The following is a 22,859-nucleotide window of genomic DNA, read 5'->3' as shown; positions in this document are numbered from 1 at the left end:
GACCGCATGCCGTGTTAAAAGCAAAACAACTATTCAAAACATACATATGAAAAAGGTATCGACCCTGCTCGTTATGCTGATGTTAGGCATGAGCACCACATTGACCTATGCACAAACTAAGACCACCCAAGTGGTGAAGACCACCAAGAGGTCAAAGCATTCGAAACATAGCGGAAGCGCTGCTAAACATACCGAGCACAAGGCCAGCAGTTCTAAGACGGTGGTAGGCCCTAAGAAGGCCGACGGCACCGAGAACGTAAGCTATAAAGCCAGCGAAACATCGGTTAAAAAGACCGCTCCAAAGAACTAAAACGTAAGCCGGGCCTGATAGCCCGGCTTATCTTTTCATAAGGTCACCTCACTCCCGCTCACACGTTTAAGCACCGCCAACGCCCCTCCTACGTATCACCGCAGGTTGTGCTAATTATTCACCATCTTTCCACAATTACTTGACTTGCCAGATCGGTGGCTTATATTTGCTAATATTTTTAGTATAAAATGTTGCGAATTAAGAAACAGACCACTAAAAGAGACGTGTTAGGGTTCAGGCTACCCATGCTTACGCATGAGGAACCTACGCTTGACATTACTGATATCACGGTGATCGACCCCGACAACACTTATTTTATGCGGATGGGCAGTGAGGCCATGACCGGTTACCAGATCGGTCAGGACCACATCCTGGTGATCGACCGTGCCCTAAGGCCGCAACCGGGCAGCATCGTGGTGTTCTATCACGAGGGCGACTTTTATACGCGCGAGTATTGCCCTGAAAAGGACCGGCTGGTGTTGAAGGCCAATACGCCCGATGAGACCGTGGTGATCAGCGAACAGGAACATTGGGTGTGCTGGGGCGTGGTCACCCTTACGCTTAATCCGGTGATCACCCCTCAGCAACGTATAGGGAGGTACAGTCGTGTTTGCGCATGTTGATATCAATAATTGCTACGTAAGCTGTGAAACGCTTTTTCAGCCTAAGCTAAAGGGCCGGGTGATCGTTGTGTTATCTAATAACGACGGCTGTGTGATCGCCCGCAGTAACGAGGCCAAGGCCATAGGCCTCAAAATGGGTGATGCCGAATTTATGGTGCGCCGCCTGCTAAGTGAGAAGGATGCGGTGATCTTTAGCAGCAACTACCCGCTATATGCCGATATGAGCGCCCGCCTCATGAACAACCTGGCCCGCTACACATATACCCTGATGGTGTACAGCATTGACGAGGCTTTTATGGCCATGGGCAACATGGCGGGGCTAGACCTGAAAGCACACACGGCCAAAATAAGCCATAATGTGATGCATGATACCGGCCTGCCGATCACCATTGGCGTGGGACCGACTTTATCGCTCGCCAAATTGGCCAACAAGGCCGCAAAAAAACTCCATCGGGAGTACCTGGTGTTAGATACGATGGACGAGGTGGACCGCGTGATCAATGACTTTCCGATCGAGGATGTATGGGGCGTGGGCATGGCCTATTATAACAAACTCAAGGAGATGGGTATCGAAACGGCCGGCCAGTTCAGGTCCTTGAAACCCGACCTGGTACGCCAGCAAATGACCGTGCAGGGCTGGCGCCTGCACCAGGAGCTTTGGGGCATACCCTGCAACGTGATCCGCGATGTGGCCGAGCGGTCAAAAGGCATTGAATCGAGCCAAAGCTTTAACACTTACCAAACCGACCTGGGCATGATCGAGGAGGCCGTGGCCATGCATGCGGCTACCGTGGCGCTCAAATTGAGGCAGCAAAAAAGTATGGCGCTCACCTTAACCGTTTACCTGCGCACCAACAAGCATAACGTTATACACGATCAGCATTACCCCAGCATTACGCTCAAGATACCCTTTGCGGCCAACAGCACGCTGGAGTTCACCCGTATATGTGTACAGGGATTACGCGCCATTTGGCAACCGGGTTATAATTATTTGAAAACGGGCGTTCGAGCCACGGGCATCATCCCTGCCGGTGAGATACAGTACAATGCATTTAGCAGTTATGGTAATAGCCGCCAGCAGGCACTGGCACACCTGATGGATCAGCTGAATGACCGTTATGGCCGTGGCACCCTGCGCGTAGCCACCGAAGGCCACAAGCGCACATGGGCCATGAAACAGGAGTTCCTGAGCAAGCAGTACACCACCAAGTGGCACGACATCATGACCACCCGTTAATTTACAGGCGATCGCTTGCAAGTGTTTGCTAATTTTATTAGCTTTGTTTATAAACTTATTGACTATGTGCGGAAGAGTATTGATCGGGGAAAATAAGGATACTGTAATTACCGGGCGCGATGGACGCAAGTACCAGCCTAAGCCTAACGGCACGGGCAACCCGGGCTCGATGTTGCCGGTGGTGACCGATGCCATGCCTGATAAGGTACAATATTACCGTTGGGGTCTACTTACTCCTGATGATGACAAGATCCATAGCAAACACAAGCACGCCCGCATCGAGAGCTTGAACACTGTGCCATTATGGCGCGAGCTGATCGGGCATAAGCACTGCATCATCAAGGTTCAAGCATTCTTTGAGTACAACCGCGAGCAAGAGGTAATGTACAAGATCGAGCGGGCCGATGGTGAGCATTTTTATATAGCAGGCCTGTGGGACATTTGGCTCGACATCAAGACCAACGTGCTACTCCCTACCTGTGCCATGATCACTATGCCACCCAACAGTGCCATGGCCCAGATCCATGACCGTATGCCCGCCATGCTGGAGCGCAGCGAGGTAAAGACCTGGCTGAACGGTAATATCGGCCCATCGCAACGTATACAGCACCTGTATGACCACGCCTGCCCATCAGAACGGTTGAAGATCAGCGTACAACGCGATGGCAAAGCTTAAATAATATTACAACTTTTCTTTTCCCACTTTGAGGCAATGAAAGGCCTTATATGCAAAACGCCCCTGATCATTACCGATCAGGGGCGTTTTGCATATTTTATACCACCGGTAGCGTGAAGTGGAACGTTGAACCGTTGCCAACCTCGCTTTCGGCCCATATGCGGCCGTTGTGGCGTTTGATGATCTCGGCACTGAGATACAAGCCTATACCAAAACCGGCTATGTTCTGCATTTGCACGTTATCTACACGGTAGTAACGGTCAAATAAACGTTCCAGGTCATCGGCCTTAATGCCCATCCCTTCATCTTTGATGCTCACCAGTACATGATCATCCTGCTTTACAGCACTGATCATGACGCGCTGGCCATGAGGCGAATACTTGATCGCATTACTGATCAGGTTGGTTATCACTGAGCCCAGCTTATCCTGATCGGCATTCACGTAAATATCTGCTGAACGTTCAAATATCAGTTGGTGACTGCTGTTGATCGTTCTGGCATCGTCGGCGCACTCGCGGATCAATTCGTTGATCTCGAAAGTGTCTTTTACCAAGTGTATCTTACCCGCCTCTAAACGCGATACGTTCAGGAAGCCAGTGATCAGTTTGGTCATCTTGCGTACCTGAGCCGATACCTTTTCCAATTTGTCCTTGGCAAAAGCATCGTCTTTTTTGCCAGCATGCATTTGCAGCAGTTGGGTATAACCGCTTAATGACGTGAGCGGCGTTTTCAACTCATGGCTTACCATGCCAATAAAGTCGTCTTTGCGTTGGCTATCCTCTTTTGATTCGGTGATGTCGAGCAGGGTGCCTACCACGCTCAACACATCGCCATTACTATTGTACTCAGTTTTGCCGGTGGTATTGATCCACTTTTTCTTGCTGGCACCTATTGGCGTGATCTGGTAATCCTCATTAAAACGACCTTTACCGGTCACTGCTTCTTGTATGGCACTCAACACCCTTTCACGGTGCTCAGGCACCACCAGTTCCATCGCATCACTGAACGACATATTCGTATCGGCATCCATGCCGTGTATGCTTTTGCCAATGGCCGAGACCATGAGATCATTGGTACCCCAATCACTTCTCCATGTACCCATATTGGCCGCTTCCATGGCCATGGTCAGCGTATCGGTCACTTTTTCTACTTCTTGGCGGGCGATCACCTGCTTGGTCACATCGTTAGCTACGGCGATCATACCGGTGATCTTGTCGTCCTCCTCACGCAGAGCTTCCAGCGTCAGATTGATGAAGCTGTTCTCCCGCTTACCGTTCTTAATCAACGATAGGGCGATCTCGCCCGACACAAAGCGTTCGCCGGTGCTATAAACATCATCCATGATCTTGTCCATGCCCTGCTCGCGCAACTCGGGCAGTATATCCAAAAGATGATTGCCTAACACCTGGTCGGTGGTGGTTCCCCAATACTCCAGCATACGGGCATTGGCAAATTCAATGATGTGTCCCGGGGTACGGTAAATGGCAATGGCCACCGGCGCCTCGGTAAGCAGATCACGCAGTTGGCGCTCGGCGTGGTTACGGGTATTGGCGATCTTGATCTGTGCGCGAACCTTGGTGAGCAGCTCGGCTGCCGAGAATGGTTTCACCAGGTAATCATCAGCACCTGCCTCCAACCCGTCGATACGGGCCTCTTCACCGGCACGGGCCGATAAAAAGATGACCGGCAAACGCATGGTACCTACCGAGCGGCGAATATGTTCTAACATGGCCTTGCCATCCATCACCGGCATCATGATATCGCTCAATACCAGGTCGGGGTTAAGGTCATGTATCTTTTGCAGGGCATCGGCACCGTTCACTGCCAGATCGATGGTGAAATAAGGCTCCAGCAAGCGTTTGAGGTATGCCCGCATATCGCCGTTATCATCCACAACAAGGATGCGGGTATCTTTAGTGACCGTAAAATCCTGGTGTACGACAACGTCGCCGGTCATGCTCGCGTCCTCGCCGGTATATTGGGTCTGTGTCTCTTCCTGCAGCAAGCTGAAAGCTTCCTGTAAAAAGGCGCCCTTTAACGCCGTGGAGTCGGTCTCCTTAGCCACATTGAGTACGTGCTCTTGTGGTAAGTGCGCGCTGCCGGTAGGTATGCGTACGGTGAACGTACTGCCTTGTCCTTCGGTACTGGTCACACTGATGTCACCGCCGTGCAAGTGCACCAACTCGTGAACCAGCGAAAGGCCTATGCCTGTCCCTTCATGCGTGCGCCCGGCCGAATTCTCGACCCGGTGAAAGCGTTCGAACATGTGCGGCAGTTCCTTTTCGGGAATACCCACGCCAGTGTCGGTCACCTTCAGCACGGCCTCCGTACCCTCTTGCAATAGATCTACCGAAATGGTACCATGCAATGTATATTTAAAAGCATTAGACAATAAATTGAGCACGATCTTCTCCCACATCTGCCGGTCAACGTACACCGAGCTTTTGAGCGGGGTAGCATTTACCTTGAGCCGCATACCAGCTTTCTCAATGATGGAACGGAAGCTGCTGGCCAGGTCGGTGGTCAATTCGGCCAGGTCAAGTTTTTGGTAGGATGCCTGCGCCCTGCCAGCCTCTACCCTGCTATAATCTAATAGGTTGTTCACCAGCTTCAACAAGCGCAAGGCGTTGCGGTGCGTAGAGGTGATCGATGCCTTAACATCCTCTGGCAGCGATCGTTTGTTAAGCAGATCCTCCAGCGGACCAAGCATCAACGTAAGCGGTGTACGGAACTCGTGGCTAACATTGCTAAAGAAAGCCGTTTTCGACCGATCGATAGCGGCTAACGCTTCGGCACGTTTTTGCTCCTGCTCATATGCGTAAACGTTTGACAACGCCGTATTATAAGTGTTGCAAAGCAGGTCATAAAAGTTGCGGTAATCCTGATCAAGGGCACGGCAAGCGCTCACGCCGGCTATCACAAAACCGAAAAGATCTTCCTGGCCGCTCACCCTTAAAGGTACCATCATGGCGGTGTGTGGAGCGATATCGTAAGGCTCACACTCGAACTTACCAAAACGGCCTTCCAGATCGTTCACTTCCTGCATGGATCCTTGCTCCATCAAAGTAGCCATCGGCCAAGCGTTCTGTCCGTCATTCGCTTCCAGATCGATCGTCTCCGGTGCCATGGCAGTACCCAGGGTCAAACCTGAATGACTGACCAGCTTGGCCTTACGAGTGATCTGATCCACCTCATATATCAGCAAAAAGGGTATATCAAGAACATAGTCCTGGTACTTGGCCGCCGTAGCGGTACCAATGTCGCCTATGGATTTTGCTTTGGCTATGGCCTCGCCAAGTTCACGCAGCACTTGTGTGCGTCGGGCACTCAGCATTTTTACCGTGGTCTCGGTGATCGGGTGAAATATGCCGCCTACCCCGCCACTCTCATCACGAATAGGCGCAAAGGAGAAGGTCATCCAACTCTCTTCCAAGTAACCATAACGATCAAGGAACATGCGCTGGTCGCTGATGTAGGTACCCTCGCCCTGTTCGCCGCGACTAAAGGCGTCGCCCACTACAGGGAGTGCGGTCTCCCAGCATATCCTAAAATTTTGCCCCATTGATGCCGGGTGCTTGGCACCGCAGATGGGGCGGTAACTATCGTTGTATATCTGAATGGTCTCGGGGCCCCAGGCGATGAGTATCGGGAAAGTGGATGATAAACATAGACTGACCGAAGTACGCAAACTTTGCGGCCAGGTCTCTACCGGGCCAAGGGCGGTCTTTGACCAATCCATCGAGCGGATGAGCTTACCCATCTCGCCACCACCTGAAAGGAACTGTTCGGTACTTTCGATCATACTATTGTCCATGTGATCTGCTAGAAAATTTGACCCTTTACAGGTTTGGTATCGTGCGTTTAGCAAGGCATTGACCTGAAACGAACGAACGACGATTATAATGTACAAGTATCGATGATAAAGGGCATATATATTGTGCCGATATTGATCGATATAAAATAAGTATTATGAGGCTCGCTCCGTATGTTTATAACCAAATAACGGGCGCAAAACAACAGATGCCGATGCGAACACTAAAATGCGGATCATGAACGAGTGACCTAAGATCAAGCAATGCTTAGCATGTCATGTATCTTGGCAACCAATTTATCTATATCAAATGGTTTGGCCTGAAAATCATCGGCACCCGCCTCCAAAGCTATCTGGCGGCCATCATTACTGGCCGATATGACCATGATCGGTATATGAGCCGTTTGGGGGTCCTCACGCAGTGCTCTTACCACCTGATCGCCTGATATTACCGGCATCCAAAGGTCTATGATCACAAGATCAGGCGCTTCAGCAAGGATCAATTCGTGTACCTTTAAGCTGTTGGTCTCGGCTGTAACGTCAAAACCCTCATAACTAAAGATCACTTCCAGCATATCTAATATGCCTTCGTCATCGTCGCAGATCAATATCTTATTCGCCATCGTGTCCTCCCTCGTGCTTATTTAAAGGAAGTGTGAAATTAAAAGTTGAACCTTTACCCAATTCGCTTTCTACCCAAAGGGTGCCGCCATGGTTCTTGATGATCTCAGAACATACATAGAGGCCGATACCCATACCCGGGAAGCGTTGTTGAATGTTACCCACTCGATAAAAACGTTCAAAAACCTTGTCACGATCTTCGGGTGGTATACCCACACCGTGATCAGTGACCGATACTTTGATAAAATCGCTTACCTGAGCCACATGCACATCAACACTTTTGCGATCCGGCGAATATTTGATCGCATTACTTAACAAATTGGTCACCACTTGGGTAATGTGCGACTCATCTCCGTTGAACGTACAACCGGTAGAGCCGCTCACCTTGATCTCGTGCCCTTGTGTAGCCCGCTGTATACTGTCCACCGCTTCACGAAGCATCTCGTCAAAATCGAACGGTTCGCTGTGTAACTCTATATTGCCTGACTGTATACGTGATACATCCAACAACTCACCGATCAAACTGTTCAAACGATCAACATAAAGTGAGGTCTTACCCACGGCATTCTTTAACTTTTCGTCGGCAGTTTGAGGTAATATCCTGTTAATGATCTGTATGTAGCCCTTTATAGTGGTGAGTGGTGTCTTGAGCTCGTGACTGGCGATCGACAAAAAGTCATCCTTGCGTTGCTCAATGGCCCTGCGATCGGTGATATCCTCGATCGCGATCAGGATCCGGTCTTTAAACGAACCTTCCAATTCGATGCGGTAGGCATTCACCAGCATCAATTTTTTACCGATATGCGGGAAATCATGCTGTACCTCAAAGTCGATCACCGGGTTATTGGTCGGCAGTACTTGCTCCAATAAGTGTTTAAGCTCAGGTATATCCCACTGGCCATTACCCAAAGCGTACAGCAACTCACCTTCGGTCTCTTCGCGCGTTACCTTGAAGGTACGTACAAAGTGATCGTTGACAGAAAGCACTTTCAGGTCAGGTGAAAGTACGATCAAACTCTCCCTCACCGTTTGCACAATGCTGGAAAGATACTCTTGGCTCTCTTTCAGGTCTTTGGTTCGCTCCTGGATGCGTTGCTCCATTTGAGCCTGGTTGTGCTTAACTTCCTGCTCGGCCGCTTTGCGCCGGCTGATGTCATTCTGTACGCCGATGAAATACGTCACTACACCTTCGGCGTTCTTGACCGGCGACATGTAAAGTTCGTTCCAAAAGAGTGTACCGTCCTTTTTATAGTTACGGATCTCTACGATGCACATCTCACCTTTTTCAACTGCTTCTCTCAGCACCTGTTTTACAGACTGCTCGCGATCGTCTTTTTGCAAAAAACGACAGTTATGGCCAATGATCTCTTTACGTTTGTAACCAGTTATGTTCTCAAAGGCTTTATTACAGTAAATAATAGGATTATCAGGTTGTTGATTGTCAGTGATGATGATCCCTGATATAGACGCGTCGAGTGCCACGGTAAGCAACTCAAAATCTTGTTTAATGGTTTCCTGGGAAAAACTGAACTTTCCCTTCTTCAATCCGTCCAAAGGCATTTATTTATTGTTAATACACAGGTATAGTGTTTTTTGTTCGGCAAATACGTAATTCGGTCAGGGGCTTTGTGTGCAGACAAGGTATGGATCGATATGGATAATAAGCATAGCCAGACAGAACGATATGGCTCATCTCACGAAGCGCGGTCCAGAAGATCGTTCGACATACTTAGCCAGCTACCATATACTGCCCTGTACGATATTACCATAACAGGTCATTTATAGCCGTCTAATATATGAGATCTTTCGTTGGGAACGTTCGGTTATTCCTGATAGTTGTTGGCTGTTATGCCTGAGGTGACCTGTATCACGGCCGATATCACTTCATGAGCATCAGGGGCGGCCTTGTACTGATCGTACAGCGTGCGGTTGAGGTGTGCGATCACCTCGTTGTTACTGCGTAAGTGTTGGGGTACACTATATTCTAATACCACCGAAGGGCAGTTCCATGGGGTATGTTGAGGATTGGTTTGTGCGTAAAGCACCACCACAGGCGTTTGGCAAGCGGCCGCTATATGTATAGTACCCGTATTGACCGACAACAACGCTGGTGCAATCCTGATCAACTCAACAAATTCAGCTATGGGGAACATGCCGGCCATACTTATAGCTCCAGCACCGATCTGATCGGCCAGTTCGGCGGCCAGTAGTGTTTCGGAGCCGGAACCTGTCAAGATCACCTGATATCCTTGCGCTATAACTTGCTTACCTACCTGTATCCAATGCTCTGTAGGATATTGCCTTTTTTGCTCACTGACACCGGCGTGTAACAGCATCCAGGGCTTGCCAACATCTATACCGTTGCTGGTCATTTTACCCTCTACTATCGTGTTCAGGGCCGGGTCTTTCATCAGTTGCAGATGCTCGCTTTGCGGTGTTGCACCAATAGCGGCCACCAGGTCAAGATCGCGGCGTACCTGGTGTTTGATCAATTCATAGGGCTCCTGGTCAGGAACCCAGTCGGTGATCAGATGATATGGATTTTCGCGGCAGTAAGCCAGTATGCGCGGTATGCCGGCCAGGTAGGCCAGCATGGCAGTGGGTAAAGGATTTTGGCTAAATACGGTAAAGATAACAGCAGCATCGAACTCACCTTCGCTGATCATAGAAACGACCTGCTGAAACACTGAAGGATTCGGCCGGTCAGCAGTTTTGACCCACGGAAGGTCAACTACCAATACATCGTCAATAGCAGGCATGAGCTTGGCTATACCGCTTGCCATACTTGAGGTAAGTACGGTGATATGAGCATTAAAGGTCTCTTTTAACGCCCTTATGGCCGGACCGCTCATGATAAGATCGCCCATGTTATCGGGCTTGATCACCAATATTTTCCTGACCTCTTTCCAGCTCATGCAAGTTGCAGACTTAGTATCTCGTTAGCCGCCTGATCGATGCTGTGGCAAGTATAAGTGGGCGTGCGGAATGGGCCGGGCAGCCACTCGGTCTCGTTGCCGTTATCGATAAGCACAGTCTTACATCCGGCACGATTCCCCGCTTCTACATCATTTAAAATGTCACCGATCATCCAGGATGACGAAAGTTCGATATTATGTTCGCGCGCGGCACGTAGGATCATTCCCGGTAAAGGCTTGCGGCAATCACACTTGATATTCAGGCTGGTCACCGTGCCGTCCGGATGGTGCGGACAATAATAGAATGCCGTTAGCGGGATGTTGACCGTGGCCAACAGTTCTTGCATACGCTGTTCTACCGCCTGGAGGTCATGTTCATGGAACATTCCCCTGGCCACGCCCGATTGGTTGGTAATGACGATAAAAATGTAGCCATTCTCCAATAGCCGCTGTAAGCCATCTGCGCTGCCCGGTTGCAGGGTGATCAGCGCAGGGTCTACGTTGTACGGGATATCAGGTATCAGCGTACCGTCCTTATCTAAAAATATCGCCTTGTTCATGGGATCAAGCGGCCTGTTCGTTACTGCTCAGGGTCACCAGCGGCCTGGCGATCACCGGTTGCATGTTGCGATATAACAAGTGCACCTGGCGGGCCACCTCGGCCCAGGTGAAGTGTTCGTTCACGCGCTTAATGGCGTTATCGCCGGCACGGTAAAGCTCTACTCCATCGCCGATCACCTCGTCAAGTTTATCGGCCAGAGCTTCAGGGTCGTGCGGAGGCACTAACCAACCGGTCTCGCCGTCGGCAACACTGTATTTGATGCCGCCTACATTTGAACCGATCACTGGTGTGCCGCATGCCATAGCTTCCAGTGGCGTGATACCGAATGGCTCGTACCACGGTGTGGTGATGAACACATCGGCAGCAGCATAGTAATATTTCAACTCACTGCGGTCCTTACGGCCAGTGAAGATCACTGAACCTTCCACACCGTTCTGGCGTACCACGTCCATTAAGCGGGCAAACTCAGGACAAGTTTCTTCTTCCAGTTCTTCGCACTCCCCCCCTACTACTACCAGTTTGACCGGTTTACCGGTATGCTTCATTTTACCTAAAGCACGGATCACATTATCGATGCCTTTGCGGGGTACCATGCGACCCAGTTGAAGCAGGATATGCTCGTTTTGCGGCAAGCCGGTGATCTTGCGGGCACATTCTTTATCTATCGGGTAAAACTCCGACGAACTGAAACCACAAGGAATGATGGTGATCTTATCCTCAGGTGCGTTGTAGTAATTGATCAGGTCCTCTTTATCCTGAGGGCATTCGGCAATAATGCGGTCCGCCTGTTGCACGGCCAGCTCCTCGATCAGTAAACGCTCCGCCGGGAACTTGTCGGCCTCGGCCTGATGAATGCGCCTTACATGCCCTAAAGCATGGAAGGTTACTGCGAATGGTATATCCAACTCCTTTTTGATGCCCATGGCCACCAGGGCCGACATGAAAAAATTGGCATGAACAAGCGTATAATGCAATTGCTGATCAATGATGAAAGCAATCATATTATCGCGGAAATCATCCATATATTGAAGGATGTCTTCTTTGATGATGATTTGAGCAGGGCCAGCGGTAACATTGATCACCCTTACGCCACGTACCCAATTCACGATCTCAGGAGCATCCTCTTTTTCGCGGCGGGTAAAAACATCTACCTGGTAACCTTGTGAGGCCAGATGCTTGGCTAATTGAGCAACATAAACATTTTGGCCACCGGTATCAACTCCTCCTAAACTGGCCAACGGCGATGCATGTTCGCTGATGAAAGCAATCCTTTTTTGCTGCGTATTCATAACAAACGTTTTTAGGCCGATAGCAGGTCGGCGTTAGTTCTCGTAGCGGTAACTTCGGCAAATAAATTCTCCCAGTCGTTGGCAAAACGTTGTATGTTGAAGCGCTTGAGTGCCACTTCGCGACCGTTATTGCCTATCTCGCGGGCCAATTGAGGATCAGCTATCAATAAATTCATCTTGTCGATCAAATAGTCAACATCGGTATGTATAAAGCCGGAGTGACTATTCTCTATCACGGCCGAAAGTTCGGTAGTGGCCAGGCCAACAACGGGTATCCCCATCATCATAGCCTCGCAAATGGCCAGCCCCAGGCTGGTGTATCGTATCGGGTTAAAAAAGAACCGGTAGCGGCTCTGGAAATCGGGCAGTTGAGGATGCAGCACCTCGCCCAAACCCCAGTTGCCGGTGTTCATGCCTACCAGATCCAAAGGCACCTGATCGCGCACTTGCAAGAACACATCGGCACCCAGTAAGCGGCCCCGGGTAGGCAGGTTATTGATCACTACAATACCTTTGTTCAGGTCGCCTTTATATTTTACAGGTGAAGTGGTAACACCATGCTCGATCACGCGTGTTGGAGTGCTGTTGCTATCCCACATCAAACGGTTAAAGTGGGTAACATGCACTAACGTCACGTCGGGTGTGTCTAAAATATGTTTAGTATCAGTAGGATGCTGGCGTGGAGGGTCATGCTCGATGTACACCTTCGGCAAGGCCCGTTGCTCCTCGCTCAATATCTCGTGCTGATCTTTTAAGTAATTTTGATTGGTTTGGAATACGATGCAATCGAACTCATGGTTCCTCACCTCCTCGGCGGGTATCTCGATCACATTTGGACCGAATGGGAAGGTCTCTCCCCTACCGTAATAACCTTCTGTTTTTTCAGGTTTAGTAGGAATATAAATGGTATAATTTCCCTGCGATAGGTAGAAAAGGTAACTACCATGTATATGCCAGGTAAATATTCTCATAAGTTTTGTAGTGTTTATTTCACTCGCACTTGAGTGTGCAAATAAAGACACCGTTTTTACTTATTAGTTTTAAAATATTTTTCTTAATTAAATATCTCAGCTTTTAATTATTAAAATGGCAATTTTTAACCATATTAATGTCATTATTTTACCAATAATTAGATCATTCTGCTGTAGCCAGATGGATCTTGTTAAATCGTTTATTTGTTAGAACAATTCTGTAACACAACTTGAGCACAAAAAAGGCCCCCGTGATGGCGGGAGCCTTTACTTGCCGGTGGGTCATATTATTCGTTCACCGGTTTTTGTTGTTCGTTCATCATGTGCGCCACGGCAGGGTCCGGAGTCAGGTTGCTCATGGCGATCTGTACTTTGTTCTTAAACCCTGATATCACTTTGTCTTTATCATCCTTCATTGCCTCATAACCATCTTTAGCTACATCCGCGGCATCACTTAATGAACTTTTATCCTGCACGATGCGGCTTTCCTGCATACCGGCCTTATTAAAGAAATCGGTATCGGTAGCGCCCGGTAACAAGGCGGTCACGGTGATATTGGTATCTTTCAACTCCTCGCGGATAGATTCGCTGAATGACAACACGAACGCCTTGGTAGCATGGTATACTGCCTGCCATGGACCCGGAACTTTACTGGCGATCGAAGCCAGGTTCAAGATCTTACCTTCGTTACGGCTCACCATATCTTTCAGGAAGCACTTGGTGAGGATCACGAGCGAACCTATGTTCAGGTCAATGATCTTGAGCTCTCGTTCAATGTCGTTATCCTTGAACTCGCCGTAAAGGCCTTGGCCAGCATCATTCACCAATACATCTACCCGGATGCCTTTTCGTATAACCTCATCATACAGATCAAATGCTGCCTGGCGGTCGAATAGGTCTTTGGAGATGGTGGTCACCTCGATGCCTGTTTGCTTTAATAACGATGCCGTGGAATCAAGACCTTGCTGATCGCGAGCCACTAACACCAGATCATAACCATCGGCCGCAAAAAGTTTGGCCAACTCTAAACCGATACCACTGGTGGCCCCGGTGATCAATGCGCATTGTTTGGCATTCATAATATAAGCCTCCTTTACATCCCATTAAGGGGAAATTGAAGAAATTTTAAGTGAATAATTATGTTTGGATCCTTACCCTTTATTTGGGGTACCTTCATCACGACCAAGGTTTCAATACCACCTTGGTACAGTCGTCTTGTTTTTTCTGAAATATCTCGTAACCTTTTGCGGCTTCGCTCAATGGCAGGGTATGACTGATGATATCATCCAGCACCACTTTGCCTTGCTTTACCAGATCGATCAAATGGTCAATGTAATTAAGTACCGGAGCCTGTCCCTGGCGAATGGTGATACCTTTATCGAAGATGCGGTGCATCGGGAAGTTGTCGTAAGGCGAACCATACACGCCCATCACGGTCACGGTGCCATAGCGCCTTACCGCTTTGAAGGCCATATCCAACACCTTCATGCTGCCCACCTCAAAGTTAACGGCCGATTTGATGCGGTCCATCACACCACGCTCGGGCTCAAAGCCTACGGCATCCACGCACACGTCGGCACCGCGGCCACCGGTCATTTGGCGTATGGCTTCTACCACATCCACATCGTTCGGGTTCAGAGTCTCCACCTTGTTCACCGCCTTGGCCTTCTCCAAACGGTAATTAACCGGATCGATCGCGATCACGCGGCCTGCGCCGTTCAACCAGGCAGCCTTTTGAGCCATCAGGCCTACAGGTCCGCAACCAAAAATGGCCACGGTCTCGCCGCCTTTCAGTTGCGCCCAGTCAATGGCCGACCATCCTGTAGGGAATATATCTGTCAAGAACAACACCTGCTCGTCGGTCAGATCATCAGGAACGATACGCGGACTTACATCGGCGTAAGGCACCCGCACATACTCTGCCTGGCCGCCCGAGTAGCCGCCGTACAGATCAGTGTAACCGTATAAGGCGCCACCTTTTTTATCGGTCAGGTCGCCATCGGGTCCGTAATGTTTGTGGTTGGAGTTCTCACAAGCTGGCGAGGCACCGTGGGTACAAAAAAAACAATGCCCGCATGCTATGGGGAATGGTACCACCACGCGATCGCCCACCTTAAGTTTTTTCACGGACGGACCGACCTCTTCCACTATCCCCATGAACTCGTGGCCCATTACCAGGTCGCTGGCTTGCGGCACGCCGCCACTCAAAATGTGAAGATCAGAACCGCATATCGCTGTCGATGTTACTTTAAGCACCACGTCATTGGCATCCTCGATCTTCGGGTCATCCACCGTGTCGACACTGATGTCGCCCGGTTTGTGAAAAACTGCTGCTTTCATAGGTTTTAATTTAAAGTTGAATTTCAACAATGTTTAGTTGATGTTTCAACACCATTTAGCCTCGTTGGTTTGGAAACACTTAATTAAAACGATAAAATAAATACTATAAATAACAACCTTTCAAACACAAGTTATTGTTCTGTTGTAGTTGCTTTACAAACGATCACTCCATGAAAAGCAAAGTATCTACGCTAAACAGAGACGGCCGCCAGATAAGCCCGTGGCAGCGCTCGGTCAAAACGTCTATCCCGGTCATGCATGCTAACGAACGCACCGTTTATGATGTGCTGATCGTTGGTGCAGGTATCACGGGACTTACGGCTGCATTGAAGTTACAGACCGCAGGCAAACGCACGGTAGTGGCCGAGGCCTTTACTATTGGTTATGGCACCACCGGTGGTACCAGCGCCCATATCAATACTTTTGCCGACACCACTTACACTGAGGCTGAAAGCGCTTTTGGAGAAGAAGGCGCCAAGCTATTCAAACAGGCGATACTGGATGGATACCATACCATCACCGATAATGTGGCTGAGTACAAGATCAACTGCGACCTCGAGACCCGCCCCGGTTATGTTTATGCCGAGGATGACGAACAGGAAAAACAATTGAAAGATCTTTACGATGGTGCTACCAAAGTAGGAGTAGCGATCGAATATGTGAATGAAGTACCGGTAAAAGTGCCCTACCAAAAGGCTGTAATGCTGGACGGTCAGGCACAATTTGACCCGTTAAAATATTTGAGCGCTCTGGCTAACGAATACCTGAAAGCCGGCGGCGTGATCCTGCAACATACGATGGTGAATGAGGTACAATGCCATGAGGGTGTGCACACGGCTACCACGGCAAATGGCACCATCAAAGCCAGCAACGTGATCTATGCTACCCACATGCCGCCACATATCAATGTGTTCAACATGAAATGTGCCCCATACCGCAGCTATGTGCTGGGAGTTGAATTGGTTGACCACGAAGATGTTCCCGATGCGCTGATCTACGACCTACAGGAGCCTTACCACTACTTCCGCTCGCATGTGGTGAACGGTCAAAAATTATTATTGGTGGGTGGCAATGATCACAAGACCGGCCATGACGACCCAGAACAGGCATTTGATGACCTGGAAAATTATGTGAGGCAGTACTACAATGTTAAAAGCGTAGTGTACAAGTGGTCGTCGCAATATTATGTGCCGGTGGATGGTTTGCCTTACGTTGGCCAAATGCCTCTACAGGCCGATGGCACCTACTGCGCTACCGGTTATAACGGTAACGGTATGATGCTGGGCAGCGTGAGCGGTGCGATACTTGCCGATATGATCCTTGGGAACGAGAACCCTTTGACAGAGTTGTTTAACGCAAAAAGGATGAAGCCGATCGATGGCTTTACGGAATTTATAAAAGAGAATGCCGATGTAGCTTACCACTTTGTGGCCGACAAGTTCAAGGGCCAACATCTGGACAGCTTCAATGAACTGGAACCCGGCACCGGCAAACTGATCGATATTGATGGTCAAAAACTGGCTGCCTACAAAGATGACGCTGGCAAGGTACACGCTTTAAGCCCGGTTTGCACCCACATGGGCTGTAACGTGGCCTGGAACGCCTGCGAGAAAAGCTGGGACTGCCCTTGCCACGGCGCCCGCTATGACATTGATGGCAAAGTAGTGACAGGCCCGGCCACTAAGGACCTTGAACAGATCGAATTACCTGAAACATCTAACTAAACTACATATACCGATGAATGAACATGAAAAACTAACACGACGCCAATTGGTGGGCGGATTAGGTGCGGGCCTGGCGGTAGCTGCCGTATCACCCGTATTAGGCGCTACGGATAGTGCAGTGACACCGAACTACCCGGCCGGTCCTGTTTTAGAGGATCCGACCACCAAATATCCTAAACCACCGTTCCAGGAGCAATCACAACCGTGGCCGGGCTTGGTGAGTAAGATGAACCCTCGCCCCGACCATGGCGAGAAAAGCTACAAAGGCTCGGGCCGTTTGATGGGCCGTAAAGCCCTTATTACCGGTGGTGACTCAGGTATGGGCCGTGCAGCGGCCATTGCCTACGCCCGCGAAGGTGCCGACGTGGCCATCAACTACTACCCAACCGAAGAACCTGATGCTAAAGAAGTGGTAGAACTGATACGTGCGGCCGGCCGTAAAGCGGTGGCCATACCGGGCGATCTGCGCGACGAGGCCTTTTGCCAAAAAATGGTACAGGATGCAGTGAACGCTCTTGGTGGATTGGACATATTGGTGAACAACGCCGGCAGGCAGCAGGCGCACCAGTCCATCATGGATATCAGCTCTGAGCAATTCGACTGGACCATGAAGACCAACATTTATGCACCTTTTTGGACCATTAAAGCGGCATTGCCACATTTAAAACCGGGTTCGGTGATCATCGGTACTACCTCTGAGCAGGCCTATGACCCTACACCCGACCTATATGACTACGCGCAAACCAAGGCCGCTACCATGAACTACGTTAAATCGTTAGCAAAGCAATTGGGTCCTAAAGGCATCCGTGTGAACGGCGTGGCCCCTGGACCGATATGGACACCACTACAAGTGAGCGGCGGCGCCAGCATGGAAAAGCTTAAGAATTTTGGTAGTCAAACGGTATTCGGCCGCCCAGGCCAACCAGCCGAGCTGGCCTCGATCTATGTGCAGCTTGCCGCTAATGATGGCAGCTTTGCCACCGGTGCGATCTACGGATCATCGGGCGGTGCTGGCCAGCCATAAGCGTCTGGAAGTATATCTGACAAAAAGCGCCTCAGCATTGAGGCGCTTTTTGTTTTTAGTCGCATCGCATAGTCAAGTGGGGCATCGCTTCCTCGGAAGCGATGCCCCGTTTTGTGCAGATCCGTTCCTTGCTATTTTATCAATTAAAGGTCATCAATGTACGCTCAGGGTTAACTTATGGGCAAGAACTGCGTAAAAACTTATTTTTACGGCAAATATCTGCATTTAACGCAATAAGGCAGATGTTTTGCTGTTATTGGATCAGCCGGGTAATACCGGCTACCCCCTATTTAAAAACTATTAATTAAACGCAGAACAGGCGCTGCTTATAGCGCCGTATGGTATGAACTTACGTCCTTCTGAGAAGATCTCGGCCGTTCAATTGAACAGAGGCCTTGATCTGGTAATTGCCGACGGCCTATCGGCCGAAGCCATGGTAGTGTTTACCAGTGGCACTTTTTTGACCGCCATGGCCCTTAACATGGGGGCTACCAACTTTCAGTTGGGTATCCTGGCCGCTTTGCCCACTTTCACCACCATGTTCCAGCTGGCTGCCATCTGGATGGTGCAACGCTTCAACAACCGTAAAGCGGTGACGGCGTTGTTCAACTTTTTAGCGCGGTTGCCATTGCTGGCCATTGGCGTGATCCCTTTCCTTTTCACCAAAGGCACCAGCGTACAGGTGCTGATCATGCTGCTGTTCTTTCAGCACATCTTCGGTGATATCGGTGGTGCGGCCTGGAACTCGTGGATGAAGGACCTGATCCCCGGCGAACGCCTTGGCTCGTTCTTCTCTAAAAGAAGCCGCCTGGCGCAAACCCTTAACGTGACCCTGAGCCTGGCCACCGCCGTTGGCATCGACTATGTGAAGACGCATTACCCGCATTATGAGATACTGACCTATAACCTGCTATTCATGCTGGGTGGGGTATTAGGCATGATCAGCGTGGGCTTGCTATTGCGCACACCAGAACCTAAGGCAGCCGTGATCAATGATAAGTTGTTCACCCTTTTCAGCAAACCGTTACGCAACACCAATTTCCGTAACCTGCTTATTTTTAATTCATTTTGGGCATTCGCACTCAATCTGGCTACGCCTTTCTTTGCGGTGTACATGATGCGCACGCTGGGCATATCTGTGGCATACATCATTGGTCTGGGCATCGTTGGTCAGATCAGCAGCATCATCTCGCTTAAACTCTGGGGCCGTTATTCTGACCGTTTCAGCAACAAGAACATCATTGGCATTTGCGGTCCTACTTATGTGGCATGTATCATCGCCTTCGCCTTTACGGCTATGCCGGGTAACTCCAACGCCATGCTTACTATGCTGGCCGTGATCCACATTTTGAGTGGAGTGTCTACTGCGGGTATCAACCTGGCTATCTCTAATATTGGCATCAAACTGGCCCCTAACAGTGAGGCCATCGCCTATATATCTACCAAAAATATGCTGGTGGCTTTCTTCTCGACGATCGCCCCAATGATCGGTGGCTCGCTGGCAGATTTTTTTGCCAGCCATCAACTTAACTGGACCATCCAGTGGACAAGCGCTCATGGTGTGGAGGATATCAAACTATTGGCCTTGCAAGGCTGGAACTACTTCTTTGTGATCGGTGGTCTACTGGCACTGCTGTCACTAAGGTTACTCCATAATGTGAAGGAGCGCGGCGAGATCGATCGACAAAAACTGGTGCTGCATATGCGGTCGCGGTTACGGAGCAGGTTACGTGCTAATTTGGGCCGACGAGTTGCCGACGGGATCTACTATCCTTCTACGGTGGTACGCAAAAACATGAGCCGCTTGTTCAGGCCACAACATGATGGTACTTATACCGATACCATGGTTTGACCTTGCTTAATTTATAAGATAACGGCCCGCCTAACATAGGCGGGCCGTTCTTGTTTGCGGTTCATAAAAAATTAACAATAATGCAGATCTTACCTAATAGATGACCTTCAATTAGTAATAATTAAAATATTTATGTTTTAATAAACAAGCGTATCAGGTATTTGTAATTAGTATGATCAATTTAAAAATCATCACTAAACTCTACCATCCATGTACGTATTGGGCATTAACGCCGTATTTCACGACTCGGCAGCGTGTATCATTAAAGATGGCGTGCTGCTCGCCGCTACCGAAGAAGAACGCTTCACTCATTTCAAACACGGTAAACGGCCGGTGCCCTTTTCCACTTGGGAACTCCCATTCCATGCGATCAATTACTGCCTTCAGGTAGCTGATATACATATCAACGACATTGACCATATCGCCTATTCATTCGACCCGTATCAATTGATCGGTGACGAATACAAAGGTAAGTCGACCATAGAGATACCTTTTGAAGAGGGTTCTTCGAAACTCGGCGATGACTTTAGGAACGTTTGGGACCCGCTGTTCCTTTCATCGATTATTAATGCACCGGGTCAACTGCGCGATGGTTATCCTCATCATCTTCAAAAACGCTTTATTGGCTGCAATATCCCGCGTGAAAAATGGCATTTTGTAGATCACCACGTAGCTCATGCAGCCAGCGCGTTCCATTGCTCACCGTTCAAGAGTGCTGCGGTAATGACGGTGGACGGACGCGGCGAAGTGGCCACCACCACTTACAGCATAGGTAACGGTAATGATCTGCAAAGGATCGGTCAGGTGAACATGCCACACTCTTTGGGTCTGCTTTATGAGGATGTGACCACTTACCTGGGTTTCCTCCATTCGTCTGACGAGTACAAGGTAATGGCCCTGGCTTCTTATGGCAAACCGGAATTCGTGGATGATTTCCGTGAGATCGTGAAGCTGGGCCAGGACGGTCAGTATACCATCACTGATCAACGCCTTGAGGAACGCTTTGGCCCTAAACGTTTACGCCATGAGGAATTCACCTCGCATCACTTCAATATAGCGCACTCTTTGCAGTTAGTTTTGGAAGAAAGCATGCTGGAACTGACCAGTTGGTTGCAACAACGTACCGGGGAAGAGAATCTTTGTTTGGCCGGTGGCGTGGCACTCAACTGCGTAGCCAACGCCCGCATTCGCGACAAAGGCGCTTTCAAGAACATTTGGGTTCAGCCAGCTTCAGGTGATGATGGTACGGCTTTAGGCGCTGCCCTTTATGTGGATGCCAAGGTACGCGATAGCCAGGAACTCAAATTTGAAATGACCCATTGCTACTGGGGACCTGAGTATAGCGATGCCGAGATCGAGCGCTCACTCAAGTTGTGGAAGGTGCCTTACCGTAAGCTGAACAACATTGCCGAAGAAACGGCTGATATACTGGCACAGAACAAGATCATTGGCTGGTACCAGGGCCGCATGGAATTTGGTCCGCGGGCATTAGGCAGCCGCTCTATACTGGCCTCACCGATCACGCCGGAGATGCAGGCACGCCTTAATGAGGTTAAGGACCGTGAAGATTTCAGGCCGGTAGCTCCGGTGGTGCTGGAAGAAGAAGCGGCCAACTGGTTCGAGGGTGCACAATATTCGCCTTTCATGCTTTTTGTTTATGATGTAAAGCCAGACAAGGCCGACCAGATCCCAGCGGTACGTCATACCGATGGTACGGCCCGTATACAGACCATTAACGAGCATCAGCATAAAAATTATTACGACCTGTTAAAAGCTTTTCAACGCAAGACTGGTGTACCCGTTTTGGTCAACACCTCATTCAACACCCTTGGCAAACCGATCGTTTGCACCCCGCGAGACGCAGTAGAATGTTTCTGGACCTCTCCGTTCGATGCGTTGGTGATCGGATCTTTTGTGATCGAGAAATGAGCATCGTAGTATCAGTAGTCGTGCCCACCTATCGCCGGCCGCACTTGCTTAAAAAGTGCATTGATGCACTATTGCAGCAAAAGTTCGATAAGGGCAGCTACGAAGTGATCATCATCAGCGACGGACCTGACGAGCGCACCCGGGAACTGATCGGCCAGTGGGCCGGGTATGACAGGCCGCTTTTACGGCTGGTGGAATTACCTGAAAAAAAGGGCCCGGCCGCGGCACGTAACCACGGCTGGAGAAATGCCCAGGGACAGATCATTGCCTTTACCGATGATGATTGTATACCGCACATGCACTGGCTGCAGCACATTGTGGCCAACTGTGACCCTGAACAAGACGTTGCCCTGACCGGACGTGTGGTGGTACCTTTAGAGAACGACCGCCCTACTGACCATGAGCTGAATACAACCAACCTGCAAACGGCCGATTTCATCACGGCCAATTGTGCTTGTACCAAAAAGGCCTTGGAAAAAGCGGGCGGCTTTGACGAGCGATTTGGTATGGCCTGGCGTGAGGACAGCGACCTGCATTTCAACCTGATCAGGAACAAGATCGAGATCAAAAAGGTCAAAGGTGCCGTGGTGACGCATCCGGTTCGGGCCGCTAATTGGGGCGTAAGCATCAAGGATCAAAAGAAAACGATGTATGATGCCCTGCTGTATAAAAAGCACCCGAAGCTATTCCGCAAAAAGATAAGACCGATCAGTCCACTTTTGTACTACTCGATAATCCTATCGTTCCTCCTGTTATTGATCGGGTTGGTGACCGGGCGCGAACAATTGTTAGTAGTGGGCATTGTGGCCTGGCTTAGCTTCACAACGTTGTTCATTTACAAACGCCTGGCAAATACTGACCTATCGGCCAAACATGTTACCGAAATGGTGGTCACCTCGCTGGTGATACCTTTTGCCTCTGTGTATTGGCAATGGTATGGCGCTATCAAATACCGTGTTCTATTTATTTGAATCC

At 49.6% G+C, this 22,859-nt stretch carries 18 protein-coding genes; 9 read left to right on the top strand and 9 right to left on the bottom strand.

The window, feature by feature from the left end:
- Window positions 1-46 precede the first annotated feature (46 nt).
- From LLH06_RS07360 to LLH06_RS07345, 4 genes are all read left to right on the top strand, one after another.
- Entirely contained in the window at window positions 47-310 is a 264-nt protein-coding gene (locus tag LLH06_RS07360) for a hypothetical protein (protein ID WP_228172624.1), read from the top strand.
- A gap of 188 nt (window positions 311-498) precedes the next feature.
- Window positions 499-933, top strand: coding sequence for a LexA family protein (locus LLH06_RS07355; protein WP_228172623.1), 435 nt, complete (start codon window positions 499-501; stop codon window positions 931-933).
- Window positions 917-2,170, top strand: a complete 1,254-nt coding sequence (locus LLH06_RS07350; RefSeq protein ID WP_228172622.1) for a Y-family DNA polymerase — start codon at window positions 917-919, stop codon at window positions 2,168-2,170. The genes LLH06_RS07355 and LLH06_RS07350 overlap by 17 nt, the downstream gene beginning before the upstream one ends.
- Before the next feature lie 64 nt (window positions 2,171-2,234).
- On the top strand, window positions 2,235-2,846 hold the full coding sequence (locus LLH06_RS07345; RefSeq protein WP_228172621.1) for an SOS response-associated peptidase: 612 nt from the start codon (window positions 2,235-2,237) through the stop codon (window positions 2,844-2,846).
- 97 nt (window positions 2,847-2,943) lie between these two features.
- Here the strand turns inward: LLH06_RS07345 and LLH06_RS07340 are convergent, their stop codons facing one another.
- The 9 genes from LLH06_RS07340 to LLH06_RS07300 all read right to left on the bottom strand — a co-directional run bounded on the left by LLH06_RS07340 (window position 2,944) and on the right by LLH06_RS07300 (window position 15,355).
- Window positions 2,944-6,660 (bottom strand): ATP-binding protein, encoded by a 3,717-nt coding sequence (locus LLH06_RS07340; protein WP_228172620.1) that lies wholly within the window; start codon window positions 6,658-6,660, stop codon window positions 2,944-2,946.
- A 254-nt stretch (window positions 6,661-6,914) separates the two neighbouring features.
- Entirely contained in the window at window positions 6,915-7,280 is a 366-nt protein-coding gene (locus tag LLH06_RS07335; RefSeq protein ID WP_228172619.1) for a response regulator transcription factor, read from the bottom strand.
- A complete protein-coding gene (locus LLH06_RS07330) occupies window positions 7,270-8,838 on the bottom strand; it encodes a PAS domain-containing sensor histidine kinase (protein WP_228172618.1) in 1,569 nt (522 codons plus the stop codon). Before LLH06_RS07330 ends, LLH06_RS07335 begins: the two co-directional genes overlap by 11 nt.
- Window positions 8,839-9,101: 263 nt before the next feature.
- Entirely contained in the window at window positions 9,102-10,193 is a 1,092-nt protein-coding gene (locus LLH06_RS07325; protein WP_228172617.1) for a glycosyltransferase family 9 protein, read from the bottom strand.
- Window positions 10,190-10,753 (bottom strand): D-glycero-alpha-D-manno-heptose-1,7-bisphosphate 7-phosphatase, encoded by a 564-nt coding sequence (locus tag LLH06_RS07320; RefSeq protein WP_228172616.1) that lies wholly within the window; start codon window positions 10,751-10,753, stop codon window positions 10,190-10,192. Before LLH06_RS07320 ends, LLH06_RS07325 begins: the two co-directional genes overlap by 4 nt.
- A gap of 4 nt (window positions 10,754-10,757) precedes the next feature.
- Window positions 10,758-12,044 (bottom strand): glycosyltransferase family 4 protein, encoded by a 1,287-nt coding sequence (locus tag LLH06_RS07315; protein ID WP_228172615.1) that lies wholly within the window; start codon window positions 12,042-12,044, stop codon window positions 10,758-10,760.
- Between the two features lie 11 nt (window positions 12,045-12,055).
- The gene (locus LLH06_RS07310; RefSeq protein WP_228172614.1) at window positions 12,056-13,015 is read right to left on the bottom strand and encodes a glycosyltransferase family 4 protein; all 960 of its coding nucleotides are present in this window, start codon (window positions 13,013-13,015) and stop codon (window positions 12,056-12,058) included.
- Between the two features lie 287 nt (window positions 13,016-13,302).
- The gene (locus tag LLH06_RS07305) at window positions 13,303-14,094 is read right to left on the bottom strand and encodes an SDR family NAD(P)-dependent oxidoreductase (RefSeq protein WP_228172613.1); all 792 of its coding nucleotides are present in this window, start codon (window positions 14,092-14,094) and stop codon (window positions 13,303-13,305) included.
- A gap of 97 nt (window positions 14,095-14,191) precedes the next feature.
- Window positions 14,192-15,355 carry a zinc-dependent alcohol dehydrogenase gene (locus tag LLH06_RS07300; protein ID WP_228172612.1) on the bottom strand — a complete coding sequence of 388 codons (1,164 nt, stop codon included), beginning with the start codon at window positions 15,353-15,355 and terminating at the stop codon, window positions 14,192-14,194.
- Window positions 15,356-15,525: 170 nt separating this feature from the next.
- On the opposite strand from LLH06_RS07300, the gene LLH06_RS07295 reads away from it, so the two are divergent.
- From LLH06_RS07295 to LLH06_RS07275, 5 genes are all read left to right on the top strand, one after another.
- A complete protein-coding gene (locus LLH06_RS07295; protein ID WP_228172611.1) occupies window positions 15,526-17,079 on the top strand; it encodes an FAD-dependent oxidoreductase in 1,554 nt (517 codons plus the stop codon).
- Between the two features lie 13 nt (window positions 17,080-17,092).
- Window positions 17,093-18,103: an SDR family oxidoreductase gene (locus LLH06_RS07290; protein ID WP_228172610.1), complete on the top strand. Its 1,011-nt coding sequence runs from the start codon at window positions 17,093-17,095 to the stop codon at window positions 18,101-18,103.
- 343 nt (window positions 18,104-18,446) lie between these two features.
- Entirely contained in the window at window positions 18,447-19,955 is a 1,509-nt protein-coding gene (locus tag LLH06_RS07285) for an MFS transporter (protein ID WP_228172609.1), read from the top strand.
- 210 nt (window positions 19,956-20,165) lie between these two features.
- Window positions 20,166-21,884, top strand: a complete 1,719-nt coding sequence (locus LLH06_RS07280; RefSeq protein WP_228172608.1) for a carbamoyltransferase family protein — start codon at window positions 20,166-20,168, stop codon at window positions 21,882-21,884.
- A complete protein-coding gene (locus LLH06_RS07275; RefSeq protein ID WP_228172607.1) occupies window positions 21,881-22,855 on the top strand; it encodes a glycosyltransferase family 2 protein in 975 nt (324 codons plus the stop codon). The genes LLH06_RS07280 and LLH06_RS07275 overlap by 4 nt, the downstream gene beginning before the upstream one ends.
- Window positions 22,856-22,859 lie beyond the last annotated feature (4 nt).

Origin of the sequence: Mucilaginibacter daejeonensis, from assembly GCF_020783335.1 — a bacterium.
Taxonomy (GTDB): Bacteria; Bacteroidota; Bacteroidia; order Sphingobacteriales; family Sphingobacteriaceae; genus Mucilaginibacter; species Mucilaginibacter daejeonensis.
Note: the sequence above shows the minus strand (reverse complement) of the source record. Positions and strands in the feature narration are given on the sequence as shown.

Coding starts and splice junctions, on each gene's coding strand:
- LLH06_RS07360 (WP_228172624.1), top strand. CDS start 47: ATGAAAAAGGTATCGACCCTGCTCGTTATGCTGATGTTAGGCATGAGC.
- LLH06_RS07355 (WP_228172623.1), top strand. CDS start 499: ATGTTGCGAATTAAGAAACAGACCACTAAAAGAGACGTGTTAGGGTTC.
- LLH06_RS07345 (WP_228172621.1), top strand. CDS start 2,235: ATGTGCGGAAGAGTATTGATCGGGGAAAATAAGGATACTGTAATTACC.
- LLH06_RS07340 (WP_228172620.1), bottom strand. CDS start 6,660: ATGGACAATAGTATGATCGAAAGTACCGAACAGTTCCTTTCAGGTGGT.
- LLH06_RS07335 (WP_228172619.1), bottom strand. CDS start 7,280: ATGGCGAATAAGATATTGATCTGCGACGATGACGAAGGCATATTAGAT.
- LLH06_RS07330 (WP_228172618.1), bottom strand. CDS start 8,838: ATGCCTTTGGACGGATTGAAGAAGGGAAAGTTCAGTTTTTCCCAGGAA.
- LLH06_RS07325 (WP_228172617.1), bottom strand. CDS start 10,193: ATGAGCTGGAAAGAGGTCAGGAAAATATTGGTGATCAAGCCCGATAAC.
- LLH06_RS07320 (WP_228172616.1), bottom strand. CDS start 10,753: ATGAACAAGGCGATATTTTTAGATAAGGACGGTACGCTGATACCTGAT.
- LLH06_RS07315 (WP_228172615.1), bottom strand. CDS start 12,044: ATGAATACGCAGCAAAAAAGGATTGCTTTCATCAGCGAACATGCATCG.
- LLH06_RS07310 (WP_228172614.1), bottom strand. CDS start 13,015: ATGAGAATATTTACCTGGCATATACATGGTAGTTACCTTTTCTACCTA.
- LLH06_RS07305 (WP_228172613.1), bottom strand. CDS start 14,094: ATGAATGCCAAACAATGCGCATTGATCACCGGGGCCACCAGTGGTATC.
- LLH06_RS07300 (WP_228172612.1), bottom strand. CDS start 15,355: ATGAAAGCAGCAGTTTTTCACAAACCGGGCGACATCAGTGTCGACACG.
- LLH06_RS07295 (WP_228172611.1), top strand. CDS start 15,526: ATGAAAAGCAAAGTATCTACGCTAAACAGAGACGGCCGCCAGATAAGC.
- LLH06_RS07290 (WP_228172610.1), top strand. CDS start 17,093: ATGAATGAACATGAAAAACTAACACGACGCCAATTGGTGGGCGGATTA.
- LLH06_RS07285 (WP_228172609.1), top strand. CDS start 18,447: ATGAACTTACGTCCTTCTGAGAAGATCTCGGCCGTTCAATTGAACAGA.
- LLH06_RS07280 (WP_228172608.1), top strand. CDS start 20,166: ATGTACGTATTGGGCATTAACGCCGTATTTCACGACTCGGCAGCGTGT.
- LLH06_RS07275 (WP_228172607.1), top strand. CDS start 21,881: ATGAGCATCGTAGTATCAGTAGTCGTGCCCACCTATCGCCGGCCGCAC.